The organism is Embleya sp. NPDC056575, assembly GCF_042793325.1.
Lineage (GTDB): Bacteria > Actinomycetota > Actinomycetes > Streptomycetales > Streptomycetaceae > Embleya.
The window spans coordinates 30,005-42,110 of the sequence record NZ_JBHTVA010000066.1; the positions used below are offsets into that span (position 1 = coordinate 30,005).

The 12,106-nt window shown below is 73.2% G+C and carries 11 protein-coding genes; 6 read left to right on the plus strand and 5 right to left on the minus strand.

The window, feature by feature from the left end; translation table 11 throughout:
* Positions 1–168: 168 nt before the first annotated feature.
* Both ACFRCG_RS37530 and ACFRCG_RS37535 read right to left on the minus strand, forming a co-directional pair.
* Positions 169–1,149 carry a zinc-binding dehydrogenase gene (locus tag ACFRCG_RS37530; RefSeq protein ID WP_380039930.1) on the minus strand — a complete coding sequence of 327 codons (981 nt, stop codon included), beginning with the start codon at positions 1,147–1,149 and terminating at the stop codon, positions 169–171.
* Positions 1,150–1,282: 133 nt separating this feature from the next.
* Positions 1,283–2,143, minus strand: coding sequence for a tetratricopeptide repeat protein (locus ACFRCG_RS37535; protein ID WP_380039932.1), 861 nt, complete (start codon positions 2,141–2,143; stop codon positions 1,283–1,285).
* Positions 2,144–2,260: 117 nt separating this feature from the next.
* On the opposite strand from ACFRCG_RS37535, the gene ACFRCG_RS37540 reads away from it, so the two are divergent.
* From ACFRCG_RS37540 to ACFRCG_RS37560, 5 genes are all read left to right on the plus strand, one after another.
* A complete protein-coding gene (locus ACFRCG_RS37540; protein WP_380039934.1) occupies positions 2,261–2,914 on the plus strand; it encodes a M15 family metallopeptidase in 654 nt (217 codons plus the stop codon).
* A gap of 180 nt (positions 2,915–3,094) precedes the next feature.
* Complete coding sequence (locus tag ACFRCG_RS37545; RefSeq protein ID WP_380039936.1) at positions 3,095–4,465, plus strand: alkaline phosphatase; 1,371 nt, start codon at positions 3,095–3,097, stop codon at positions 4,463–4,465.
* Between the two features lie 561 nt (positions 4,466–5,026).
* Positions 5,027–5,686: a pentapeptide repeat-containing protein gene (locus ACFRCG_RS37550; protein WP_380039938.1), complete on the plus strand. Its 660-nt coding sequence runs from the start codon at positions 5,027–5,029 to the stop codon at positions 5,684–5,686.
* Positions 5,687–5,908: 222 nt separating this feature from the next.
* Positions 5,909–7,420 (plus strand): MFS transporter, encoded by a 1,512-nt coding sequence (locus ACFRCG_RS37555; protein ID WP_380039940.1) that lies wholly within the window; start codon positions 5,909–5,911, stop codon positions 7,418–7,420.
* 330 nt (positions 7,421–7,750) lie between these two features.
* On the plus strand, positions 7,751–8,461 hold the full coding sequence (locus ACFRCG_RS37560) for an AAA family ATPase (RefSeq protein ID WP_380039942.1): 711 nt from the start codon (positions 7,751–7,753) through the stop codon (positions 8,459–8,461).
* Positions 8,462–8,618: 157 nt separating this feature from the next.
* Here ACFRCG_RS37560 and ACFRCG_RS37565 read toward each other — a convergent pair whose 3' ends face one another.
* Positions 8,619–8,828 carry a hypothetical protein gene (locus ACFRCG_RS37565; RefSeq protein WP_380039944.1) on the minus strand — a complete coding sequence of 70 codons (210 nt, stop codon included), beginning with the start codon at positions 8,826–8,828 and terminating at the stop codon, positions 8,619–8,621.
* Between the two features lie 186 nt (positions 8,829–9,014).
* Positions 9,015–10,091, minus strand: coding sequence for an enoyl-CoA hydratase/isomerase family protein (locus ACFRCG_RS37570; RefSeq protein WP_380039946.1), 1,077 nt, complete (start codon positions 10,089–10,091; stop codon positions 9,015–9,017).
* Positions 10,092–10,385: 294 nt separating this feature from the next.
* Here ACFRCG_RS37570 and ACFRCG_RS37575 point away from each other — a divergent pair, with 294 nt between their 5' ends.
* Positions 10,386–11,249, plus strand: a complete 864-nt coding sequence (locus ACFRCG_RS37575) for a siderophore-interacting protein (protein ID WP_380039948.1) — start codon at positions 10,386–10,388, stop codon at positions 11,247–11,249.
* Positions 11,250–11,283: 34 nt separating this feature from the next.
* On the opposite strand, the gene ACFRCG_RS37580 is transcribed toward ACFRCG_RS37575, so the two are convergent.
* Positions 11,284–11,877, minus strand: coding sequence for a TIGR03086 family metal-binding protein (locus ACFRCG_RS37580; protein ID WP_380039950.1), 594 nt, complete (start codon positions 11,875–11,877; stop codon positions 11,284–11,286).
* Between the last annotated feature and the right edge of the window lie 229 nt (positions 11,878–12,106).

A 12,106-nucleotide genomic window follows, 5' to 3' on the forward strand; every position in this document is an offset into this window, starting at 1 on the left:
GCCCCCAGTCGCCACTGGACCCCGGGTTCGCGCCCGCCCCCCGGGTCGCGGCCCCCCACCGCCCCGCTCGCGAGCGGCCCCTCGCCCGGGGCCCCCCCCCCGCGCCGCCGCCGCCCCCCCCACCCGCCCCCCGCGGGCGGGGTGTGACCGCGACCGGAACGGCGGCGCTCAGGCCCCGACCGTCAACACCACCTTGCCGTCCGTCGCGCGGGATTCCAGTGCCGCGTGCGCGGCCGCGGCCTCGGCCAACGGGAAGGCGGTGATGGCGGGCACCATCGTGCCGTCGGCGGCGGCGTTCAGGGCGCGAGCGGTCAATTCCGGCCAACCGCCCGCCGGGACCATGTTCGGCCCGATCGCCCACGTCGCGGTCAACTGCCGCTCGACCAGGTCGCGCGTGGTGATCTCGGTCGGCTCGCCCGCGGCCCAGCCGTACAGGAGGAACCGGCCACCGGGGCCCAGGAGTTCGAGGGCCTGCCGGCCGAGGGCGCCGCCGACGCCGTCGAGCACGGCGGTGGGTTCGCGGCCGGCCGACGCGGCCCGCACCCGCTCGGGCCAGTCCGCGTCGCGGTAGTCCACCGCGATGTGGGCGCCCAGCGCACGCACCTTGGCCACCTTCGCCGGACCGCCCGCGACGCCCACCACGAGCGCCCCGGCGGCCCGCGCGGCCCGGACGAACAGGCTGCCCAGGCCGCCGGCGGCGGACATCACCAGGACCACGTCCCGGGCGTCGATCCGGGCCACCCCGAGCACGCCCTGTGCGGTGGTGCCGGTGGTGATCGCCGCGACCGCCTCGGCGGCACCCAGGTCGTCGGGGATCGGGTGCACCGCGGCCAGGTCGGCGACCGCGCGCTCGGCGTACCCGCCGCCGTCGCCGAGCTGCGCCACGACCCGACGGCCCAGCCACCGCGCGGCCACCCCCGGCCCCACCGCCCCGACCACGCCGGCCACCTCGCCGCCGGGCGTGGTCGGCAACACCGGCGGCCGGTGCGGGCCGACCGACTCCCCGCGCCGCAGCCGGGCCTCGATCAGATGCACACCGGCGACCTCGACGTCGATGCGCACCTGCCCCTCGCCGGCCCGAGGGTCCGGAACCTCTTCGAGCCGCAGGTTCTCCGCCGGGCCGAACGTATGCAGCCGGATCGCGCGCATGGGTGACTCCCGAGTTCGAAGTGGGCGCCCACGATCCGAAGAACCGACAGGCACCGCGTACGGGAGCCACCATGAAAGATGAAGCCGACTCGAGGTCAACCCCCGCCGGCGAACGCGACCCGCCGGGCGCGGATCAGACCGCGACCAGGTCCCTCCACGAGCGGGTGTCCCCCAGGTCGGCCCAGGCGTTCAGGAGCGAGCGGGCCTCGGCCTCGGGAGCGGCGATCCGTACACCCACGCCCACCCCGTGCCCGCTCGTGCGCTCCTGCTCGACCCGGCCCTCGGCGCAACACCCGCACAACATCCGGACGCCGGCCGTCGCCTCCAGGGCGAAGTCGCGTTCGGTGAAGGACGTCTCCAGCGCGTCGAAGTCCGCCTCCGCCGGCGCGGTCACCTCGGCCGTCCAGGTGGGCATGTCGGAGGCACGCCAGAGCAGCAGCTCGTCGAAGACCGGATAGGTGTGGCCGCCCATCACGCGCTCGCCCTCGGGCACGCCGTCGTGCAGCACGATGTCGCCGAAGCGGCGGGCCGGGGACAGCGGCACGTTGAGCACCACCGCCCGGGTCGGGCAGATCCGCCGGGCCCAGACCACCTCCCGGCCCTCGGGGGTGTCCAGGCGGACACAGGTGATCCCGAAGTCCTGGTCGATCTCCCCCGTGCCCGGCGCGATGTCGATGCCGTACGCCCGCCACGACGCCCGGGCCGTCTCCCAGTCGCCGAGCACGGTGGCGGCGATGCCCAGGTTCCAGTGCGCGGGATCCCCGGTGCCCGGCGGCGGCACCAGCGCGGCCGCCCGCCGACCGACCGCGAAAGCCTTCCGCCAGTCGCGCAGGAACTTGTGCGCCAGTGCCGCGTCGAACGCCCACTGTCCCGCGAGCGCATGGTCGGGCTCGGCGGCGAGCAGCCGTTCGTACCGGTCGGCGGCACGCGCCCATTCCTGTCGGTCCCAGGCCCGTTCGGCCCGGTCGATCAGGGCACGTGTGCTGCGGTTCATCGGTACGACTCCCTCGTGGCCATCGTACGTCGACGGTCCGGACGAAGTGTGCCGGACGACGCCGACAGGCGTGGAGGGTGTGCGGGGCGGCCGCCGCCGTCAGGGGATGATCTTCATATGGATCAGATCATCTTGATGTCCGACCCGCTCGTGGCCGCCGTCCCCGTCCGTGATCGTGCCGAGCCGTTGGTGGACGTGCGGGCGGACGGGTCGTTGCCGGTGGATCCGCGTCAGGCAAAGTGGGCCGCCGCGTACACCTTCCTGCGCGTCGGCGTGCTCGACCGGCTGATCAAGGCGCAGGCGGCGCTGCCCGACGGGCTGCGCCTGCTGTTCGTCGAGGGATACCGGCCGCCGGCGCTGCAACGTCGATACTTCGAGGAGTACGCCGACGAACTGCGCGCCGCGCACCCCGACTGGGACGCCGACCGCGTCCACGTCGCGGCCGGCCGCTACGTCTCCCCGCCCGAGATCGCCCCGCACAGCGCCGGCGCTGCGGTCGACCTGACCCTCGTCGACCCGGCCGGCCGCGAACTCGACCTGGGCACGCCGATGAACGCGAGCCCCGAGGAAAGCGCCGGCGCGTGCTACACCGCCGCCGAGAACATCACCCCGCAGGCCCGCGCCAACCGCGCCATCCTGAGCACCGCCCTGACCGAGGCCGGCCTGGTCAACTACCCGACCGAGTGGTGGCACTGGTCCTACGGCGACCGCTACTGGGCCCTGCTCACCAACACCGAAGCCGCCCTGTACGGCCCCCGCGAACTGCCCTGACCCACCCCGCCGGACCCGAAGCGGCGAACATATCCCGCCGCTTCGGTCGGAGTGCGCACTTCGGGCATGGGAACGGACATTCGGGTGTACGCGACACGTCATCTGTTCTTCGCCCCTTGGTTCCCCCCGGGCTGATGGACTCGGCATCGTCGGCAACGCGTCGACCTCGAAGGAGGAGAAATGCCGGATCTGCGTTTGTCCCGTCGTCATCTCGCGTGGGGGGCCGCTGCGGTATTGGCCGCCGGCGTCGCCGTACCCGGCGCGGCGTCGGCGTTCGGTCAGGCGGATCAAGCCCGGCACGCGATCAAGGACGGTCAGGCCAAGAACGTCATCATGCTGCTCGGTGACGGGATGGGCGACTCCGAGATCACCCTGGCCCGGAACTACTCGGTCGGCGCGGCCGGTCGACTGAACATGGACGGGTTCCCGCTCACCGGCGCGTACACCACGTACGCCGTCGACAAGGACAAGCGCCCGGACTACGTCACCGACTCCGCCGCGAGCGGCACCGGGTGGGCGACCGGGCAGAAAACGGTCAACGGCCGCATCTCCAAGACCCCGGACACCAACAAGGCGCTGCCGACGATCCTGGAGCTGGCCAAGAAGAACGGCTACGCCACGGGCAGCGTCACCACCGCCGAACTGACCGACGCCACCCCGGCGGTCCTCCAGGCGCACGCCACCGACCGCAGCTGCCAGGGCCCGGCGGACATGGCCAAGTGCCCGACCGACACGATCGCCGCCGGCGGCCCCGGCTCGATCGCCGAGCAGAGCGTCGCGGGCGGGTTCGACGTGCTGCTCGGCGGCGGCAAGGCCCGCTTCGACCAGACCATCACGCAGGGCCCGTTCGCGGGCAAGACCGTGCTCCGGCAGGCGCAGGAGTCGGGCTACCAGATCGCCACCGACGCCGACTCGCTCAAGGCCGCGCGGGCCGGCAAGCCGGTGCTCGGTCTGTTCGCACCGGTCAACGTCCCGGTCGAGTGGACCGGCAAGGCCGCCGCGGTCGGCGGTACCGAGCCGCAGCGCTGCGTCACCTCGAACCCGAACCGCCCGGCCGGCACGCCGACCCTGGTGCAGCAGACCGCGAAGGCGATCGAGCTGCTGGAGGCCAAGCAGTCCGGTCGCGGCCACGACCGGGGCAAGGGCTTCTTCCTCCAGGTCGAGGGTGCCTCGATCGACAAGCAGGACCACGCCGCCGACCCGTGCGGTCAGATCGGTGAGACCGTCGCGTTCGACCAGGCGGTCAAGCTCGCCCGCGAGTACGCGGCCAAGCACCCCGACACGCTCGTGGTGACCACCGCGGACCACGCGCACACCAGCCAGATCGTCCCGCTGGACGCCACCCCTCCGGGTCTGTCCTCGACGCTGGTGACCAACGAGGGTGTGCAGCTCAAGGTCAACTACTCGACCAACACCCCCGGCAAGTCGCAGGAGCACACCGGCACCGAGGTGCGCATCGCGGCCCAGGGGCCGCAGGCGTTCCGCGTGCTCGGCGTGACCGACCAGACGGAACTGTTCAACACGTTCCGGGCGGCACTGCGACTGCGCTGACGCGCGGCGCCACCGGTGTGAACGGACGTCGGGAACGGACGTCGGGAACGAACACGGTGCGGCGGCTTCGGCCGTGATCGCGGCCCGCAGGCTCTCCCGCCTGCGGGCCGCGGCGCGTTCGTATACGCGGATCTCGGCAGGGGTCGCTGAGGTCGGCCGGGAGGATGCGTAATTCGTCCTCCGTCGCACGATCGTTCTCACGGAACTCGGCTCCGGTCGGCCGCTCGCGTCGCCGAGCGCTGTCATCCGCCGCCAACAGGCTTGCCACGCAGTGGAGTTGACGCCCGGCATCGACCGGGAGAGCGGGCGAACACGACCTCATCCGAAGCGATGTGATCTGCGTTACATTCACGTTTTGGGGTGGTATCGCCTTATTCGGCGGCGGCCTCGCTCGGAGTCGCGCATAGCGCCGTGGGCCGCCCGCGGGACCGCGTCGATTCGGTGGATCGCGGCGTCGCGCGATAGGCATGGACCCCCGCCCGCCGCGCCCCGTTCGGCGACGGTCGTGGGCGGGCAAACCGCGGGACCCGGTCCCGATGATGCGTTCGTGGAGGATTCCTGATGCGCGCCCGTGCCCCTCGTGCCTTCGACCAACTGCCGTACGCCCACCGGCTCGTGGCGTTCGACGGCGAACTCGACCGGGAAGGCGACCACGAGTTCGCACACTTCGACGCAGGTGTGTTCACGGACGTGGAGGGCGGCGGTAGCGCGTTCACCTCGTCGGCCTTCTCCTCGGTGAGCTTCAACGGCGGCCGATACCGCCGTGCCCGGTTCGACGACGTGTGGCTGCACGCCGCCCGCATCGTAGGCACCGACCTCGCGGAAACGACGTGGATGGACGCCGAGTTCACCGCGTGCGTCCTGGCCGGCCTCGAGGTGTTCGGCGCCGGGCTGCGCCGCGTGGTCTTCCACAACTGCAAGTTCGACTCGGTCAACCTGCGCGGGGCCAAGCTGCGCGAGGTCTCCTTCGTGGACTGCCTGCTGCGCGACGTGGACTTCGCCGGCGCGACGCTGACCGATCTGCGCGTTCCCGGCTCGACCCTGGAGCGGGTCCGCCTGGACAACGCCGTGCTGACCAGGGTCGACCTGCGCGAGGCGAGCGCGCTCGGCTTCGCCTCCGGCCTCGACGCACTGCGCGGCGCGACCGTCGACAGCGCCCAACTCCTCGACCTGGCCCCGGCACTCGCCCAGGTCCTGGGCCTGATCGTCAAGGACCGGTAGGCGCACACGGGGAGTTGGCCGGCCGGCCCGTCGCCGCCCCGATTTCCGCTTGGGGGGTGGGCGGACGCGAGGTTCGCGGACCACAGCGCAATCGTTCGGGCACACTGGGTGAGTAGGCCGTTCCATTCCCGACGCGTGAGGTCGTCCGCAACCATGGCTCAGCCCGCATCCCCCACCCCGTCAACCTCGGACACATCACCACCCTCGGCCCCGGCGGCACCGGTGGGCCGTTGGCCGGCCATCCTGGTCAGCGGCGCCGGCATCCTGATGACCCTCGACGTGACCATCGTCAACGTCGCGCTGCCCGACATCGCCGACGATCTCGGCGCCCGACTCGGCGGCCTGCAGTGGGTGGTCAGCGCCTACACGCTCGCGTTCGCCGCGCTGCTGCTCGCGGCCGGTTCGGTCTCCGACCGGATCGGCCGGCGGCGGGTGTTCGGCGCGGGCGTGGCCCTGTTCACCGTCGCCTCGGCGGCCTGCGCGCTCGCGCCGAACGTGGGCACGCTGATCATCTTCCGCGGCGTCCAGGGCGTCGGCGCGGCGATGGTGATGGCCACCTCGTTGGCGTTGCTCGCGTCCGCCTACTCCGGGCGCACCCGACAGACCGCGATCGGCGTCTACTCCGGCCTCAGCGGTGCGGCCGCCGCGCTCGGGCCACTGGTCGGCGGGGCCCTGGTGGACGGGCTCGGTTGGCGGTGGATCTTCCTGATCAACCTCCCCGTGGGTGTCCTGGTCGTGGTCGGCACCTGGCTGAAGCTGCCCGACGACACCACCGACACGGCCGGGCGCGGGCGACTCGACCTGGCCGGCGTACTGCTCGCGATCGGCGGGTTGTTCGCGCTCAACTACGCGGTCGTCAAGGGCCCGGAGCAGGGGTGGACCGCGACGATCGTGTTGGCCACGCTGATCGTCGGGACGATACTGATCGTCGCCTTCGTGGTGGTCGAGGTGGTCCGGCCCTCGATCGCGCTGCTGGACGTGCGGCTGTTCCGGATCCCGTCGTTCACCGGGGCGATCCTGGCCAGTCTGTTCGGCCGGATCACCTCGTTCGGGCTGTTGCCGTTCCTGATCCTGTGGTTGCAGGGCATGCTCGGCAACTCGCCGTTCCAAACCGGCGTCAAGATGCTGGCGCTGACCGTCCCGCTCCTGCTGATCGCACCGCTGAGCGGGCTGGTACAGCGGGTGCTGACGCCGGGTCAGGCGATCGGGGTGGGCTTCGCGGTGGCCGGGGTCGGGTCGTTGACCATGGCCCGGGTGGACGCGGGCAGTTCGTGGACGGTCATGCTGCCGGGCTTCGTCCTGCTGGGCATCGCGGGCGGATTGAGCTTCCCGCCGCTGATGGGCGTGGCGGTGGGCGTGGTACCGGCCGAGCGGGCCGGGATGGCCTCCGGCGCCACCAACATGTTCTTCCCGCTGGGCACTTCGATCGGTGTGGCCGCCGGCGGCGCGCTGTTGACCGCGCGAATCGCCGACGACCTGGGCGACGACGTGCTCACCGGCGGCGGCGTGCCCCCGGGCGCGGCCGACCGGGTTCGCGACGGTGTCGCCTCCGGCCGGTTCGCCCCGCTGAAGGACCATCCGGCGGCGCTGGCCGACGCCCGGGACGCCTTCACCTCCGGCCTGGCCCGGGTATGCCTGCTGATGGCCGTCATCGGCTTCGTGGCGGCGATCCTGTGCACGGTGCTCATCCGCGAATCCGACCGCCACGACGCCCCGACACCTGCGGCGGGCTGAACACGTTCGCGACACCGGACGATCCCGGACGGGCCCGCCTGCGCCGATCGCCCGCACGCGCTCGCGTGGGGCGCGGGATTTCGGGTGACGATGATTATCGTTGGCGAGCCCGAGCGGGCGGCGAGCGGCGCGACCTGTGAGGATGTCCGCTGGTGTCGCGCCCGACGACGGGTCCTGTCGCGCCGGGGTGGTTGTGCCGGTGCGTCGAGTGACGCGGCGGAGGCGGATGTCGCCGGGTGCGTACGGGCGGGGGAAGTGGCGGTGGGCGAGATGCGGGGAGCGGACCGGGTGGGTGCGAGGGAGGAGTCGGCCGGGGGATCCGGAGGACTGATGCGACCGCGCGGACTCGTCGATCTGCGCGGGCGAGAGCACGGGCCCGCCGTGCTCGGGTATCCCGCCGGCGCCGTCGTGGTGGTCTCCGGGCTGCCGGGGAGCGGCAAGAGCACGCTGCTGAACCGCTGGTCCGGATCGGCCGTCGTGGTCGACCCGCGCACGGCGCACGTCGAGTATCAGGACCGGATGCCCTCGTGGCTGCCGTACGCGGTGTATCGCCCGTGGGTGCGGCTGCAACACGTCAGGCGGCTGCGCGCGCACGTGCGGAGCGGGAGGCCGGTCCTCGTGCACGACTGCGGCAGCCGATCGTGGATGCGTCGGTGGTTGGCCAGGTCCGCCGATCGGCAACGACGCGAACTGCACCTGGTCCTGCTCGCCGTGGACGCCGCCGACGCGCTGGCCGGGCAGGACAAGCGCGGACGCTGGGTACCCGGCCGGGTCTTCGACCGGCATCGGCGTGGCCTGACCCGGTTGTTGCTGGCGCTGTCCGTACGGGGCGCCGCGGTCGTCCCCGAGGCCGCCTCCGTCGTACTGCTCGACCGCACCCTGCGCGAACACGTGGTCGCCCTGGAATTCGGCCCGGACCGCGTGGCCGGGGCCCCTCCGCAGACCCCCGAGCGGCCTCCGGTCCCGCCCACCGCGCCCCCAGCCCCCGTCGTGGTCACCCGACCCCTACGCGACCCCAAGGCCCCCGAACCCGCGTCCTAGCCACCGGGGCGGGGCGCGTCGCCGCACCAACGGCAACCCTCGCGCGCCCCGCCCCGCCCCGATCCGAGCCGCCCCGCCGACCCCGTGTCCCCGATGCCGCGCCGCCCGCCGAGTCCCCTGTGCCCGGCGGACGAGCGCCGCTCATCGGAAGCATGGTTCACCGCGCCAACAGGTGCAGCCCACGGTGCATGTCGTGGGCCGGTTCGAGCACGGCGAGCGTGGTGAGCGCCACCGCTCCAGCCCGCTCGGCCCGGCGCATCCTGGCCTCGGCCCGCCGCTCCCGCCGGGCCGTGCGCCGCAGCGCCGCGCGATCGGCCTCCGCCAGGATCTCCCGCTCGCGCGCCTTGAACATCTCGTACTCGATCACGAGCGTCTCCCGTTTCCCCGACCCGGCCTCCCCGGTTCGTGGTAACAGCTTCGCGGCCCAGGTGGGCCCCGGACATCGGGCGGATGCCCCATCCCTACGCGCCGGACAAGCCCCGAGACCCCTAAGGCGTCCTAGGCATCCCCACCCGGGGAGGGGAGCGGCGCCACCGCCCCGCCGCCCTCCCGCTCAGCCCAGTCCCAACTCCCGCTCCCCGAGCGGCGCGAAGAACGCCTCCACGTCGGCCGCCCCGACCTCCGCGAGCGTCGCCGGCGACCAGCGCGGCCGGCGATCCTTGTCGACCACCTGCGCCCGTACACCCTCGACCAGATCGGGTGTGGTCACCGCCGCGCACGAGACCCGGTACTCCTGGTCCAGCACCGCCCCGAGCGACCCGGCCCGCCGGGCCCGGCGCAGCGCCTCCAGCGTCACCTTCAGCGCCGTGGGGGATTTGGCCGCGATCAACTCGGCCGCCTCCTTGGCCGCCGGTTCGCCGCTGTCGAGCAGCCGGTCCAGGATCTCCTCGACGGTGTCCGCCGCGTAGCACGCGTCGATCCAGGCGCGCCGCTCGGCCAGCACGCCGGCGGGCGCGGGCTGCGCGTGGTGGGCCGCCGCCTCGGCCGGGTCGCCGGCGGCCAGGGCGTCGAGCAGGGCGGGCAGCCGGTCCGAGGGGACGAAGTGGTCGGCGAGGCCGCACAGGATCGTGTCGGCGGCGCCGATCGCACCGGCGGTGAGCGCCAGATGGGTGCCGAGTTCGCCGGGGGCGCGGGAGAGCAGGTATGTGCCGCCGACGTCCGGCACGAAGCCGATCCCGGTCTCCGGCATGGCCACCGTCGAGCGCTCGGTGACGACGCGCACGTCGCCGTGCGCCGAGACGCCGACGCCGCCGCCCATCACCACGCCGTCCATGATCGCGATGTAGGGCTTCGGATACGCCGCGATCCGCGCGTTGAGCAGGTATTCGTCGCGCCAGAACTCGCGCGCCGCGTGGCCGCCTTCGAGCGCGTCCGCGCGGATCGCCCGGATGTCCCCGCCCGCACACAGCCCGCGTTCGCCCGCGCCGGTGATCAGCACGGCCGCGACGGAGTCGTCCCGCGCCCACTCGGCGAGCGCGGCGGTGATCCGGCGCACCATCGGGTGGTCCAGCGCGTTGATCGCGCGCGGCCGGTTCAGGGTGATCCGACCGAGCCGGGCCGCCGGTCCGATGCGATCGACCAGCACGGTGTCCTCGGGGGCGGGCTGCGGGGGCTGCGCGTGCGGCGTCATGGTGCGTCGTTCCCTTCGGGGTCCGGAAAAAGAGCCGATCGGCGGCGGCCCCGGCGACCCGCCCGGTTCGCGGCTCCCCGGCGTCCGTACCGCCCGACGATCTCTCTCGGCACCGTATCGCCCGCCCTCGACGCCCCGCGGGCACGCACGTGTGCGGCCTCCCGCGCCGGCCGCCCGGCGCCGAAAAATCCGTTCGTGGAAGCACCTTGACAAAGTCGCGAGATTTTTTGCTAAACCTACCCAAGCCGGTTCACCGGACCGTCGTCAATCAACGCATTCATGGGGGTTTGCGCCATGGGCGGATCACCGCTCGTTTCTGTTCTCCACGTCGCCGAGGTCACCCGGATCACCCCGCGCATGACGCGCGTGAGCTTCACCGGGGAGGGGCTGGGCGACGACTTCGCGACCTGGCCCGACCAGCAGCTCAAGCTGTGCTTCCCGCGCGCCGGACAACGCGCGCCGCTACTGCCGCAGGAGGATCCGGACGACCTCCGGCGGTGGTACGGGGCGTTCCTGGCCATCCCCGAGGCCGAACGCCCCTGGATGCGCAGCTACACGGTCCGCGCCCACCATCGCGAACGCGCGGCGATCGACGTCGACTTCGTGCTGCACCCGGACGCCGGCCCGGCCACCCGGTGGGCCCGGTCGGCGCGCCCCGGCGACATCCTCGCCCGCTACGGCCCCTCGGCCGCCTACGCCAGGCCGCTCGGCGCCGCCGACACACATCTGCTGGTCGGCGACGAGACCGCGCTGCCCGCCATCGGCTCGATCCTGGCGGCGTTGCCCGAGGACACGCACGCGATCGTGTACGCGGAGGTGGTGGACGCGGCCGAGGAGCAACGTTTCCGCACCCGGGCCCGGCTCACCACGCACTGGCTGCACCGCGGCACGGTGCCGGCCGGGCACGGTGATCTGCTGCCGGCGGCGCTTCGGGCCGCCCGGTTGCCGCAGGGGTCGACGCGGGCCTGGTTGGCGGGTGAGGCGGGAACGGTCCGGGTGCTGCGCCGGCACCTGGTCGACGAGCGCGGACTGGCCAAGGGGGCGGTCGAGTTCGCGGGCTACTGGCGCCTGCGGCTGACCCAGGACGACGCGCCGACCGAGGCGGACCTGGCCGAGGCGCGCGAGCGGATGGCGGACGCGGCGGCGACCGGCTCCTGAGCGAACCGGTCCCGCCCCCTCGTCTCCGTCGCGCCTACGCCGCCTGCCACGAGGGGTTGCGGCCGGCCATGGCGACCACCCGGTCGAGCAGCGGCGCGTCGGCGGGGACGGCCACCGGCGGCGCGAAGATGGCGTCCGGGTCGGGCAGATTTGGGTCGGCCGCCTCCTGGGCCGGGGTGAGAAAGGCCAGCGAGGCTTCCAGGTTCGCCGTGTCCACGGTGTACTCACGGCCCAACGCGCGGGCCAAGTCCCAGCCGTGCAGCAGGAGTTCGTTGTGCGCGACGAGGCCCATGACCTCGGCGGGCAGGGTCACCCCGCCGGCCTGGGTCATCCCCTCCCAGGCGGGCGTCCGCCGCCAGACGGCCACGAGTTCGTCCAGCTCACGGGGCAGGATCGTGCGCCAGTCCGGGTCGAGGTCGGGCATCTTCGCGGGCGGGGCGGTGGCGGTGGTCGGGCCCAGGTCCTTGCGACCCGCGTCGCGAAACGCGATGGTCAGGCCGACCAGATGGGAGAGCAGATCCCGAACCGCGTAGTTCGCACACGGGGTCGGATCGTCCAGCCGGTCGTCCGGCAGGTCGGCCGCGAGACGGGCGACGGTCGCGGCCGGCGAGTGCAGATCCACGGTCATGGGGTGGCTCCTCTGGGTGCGGTTCGAGTCCTTGGGGGGTGGACCGTGCGGGCCGGGAAAACTCATCGGTGTATCCGCACATCCCCTCATCCGCGCATCCGCATCGCGTTTTCCGGATCGTGTTGTCCGGCGCGCCTCTGCCGGTGCGGCCGGCGACGATGTCGACCTCGCCCGCCCCACCCCACCGGGCCCCCGCGCCACCCCGGAGGTGATAAGCCCGAAAGCCGGC

Bases quoted from the DNA above. Each gene is read 5' to 3' on its own strand.
- ACFRCG_RS37540 (WP_380039934.1), top strand. From the start codon at position 2,261: ATGGATCAGATCATCTTGATGTCCGACCCGCTCGTGGCCGCCGTCCCC.
- ACFRCG_RS37535 (WP_380039932.1), bottom strand. From the start codon at position 2,143: ATGAACCGCAGCACACGTGCCCTGATCGACCGGGCCGAACGGGCCTGG.
- ACFRCG_RS37550 (WP_380039938.1), top strand. From the start codon at position 5,027: ATGCGCGCCCGTGCCCCTCGTGCCTTCGACCAACTGCCGTACGCCCAC.
- ACFRCG_RS37580 (WP_380039950.1), bottom strand. From the start codon at position 11,877: ATGACCGTGGATCTGCACTCGCCGGCCGCGACCGTCGCCCGTCTCGCG.
- ACFRCG_RS37560 (WP_380039942.1), top strand. From the start codon at position 7,751: ATGCGACCGCGCGGACTCGTCGATCTGCGCGGGCGAGAGCACGGGCCC.
- ACFRCG_RS37545 (WP_380039936.1), top strand. From the start codon at position 3,095: ATGCCGGATCTGCGTTTGTCCCGTCGTCATCTCGCGTGGGGGGCCGCT.
- ACFRCG_RS37575 (WP_380039948.1), top strand. From the start codon at position 10,386: ATGGGCGGATCACCGCTCGTTTCTGTTCTCCACGTCGCCGAGGTCACC.
- ACFRCG_RS37530 (WP_380039930.1), bottom strand. From the start codon at position 1,149: ATGCGCGCGATCCGGCTGCATACGTTCGGCCCGGCGGAGAACCTGCGG.
- ACFRCG_RS37570 (WP_380039946.1), bottom strand. From the start codon at position 10,091: ATGACGCCGCACGCGCAGCCCCCGCAGCCCGCCCCCGAGGACACCGTG.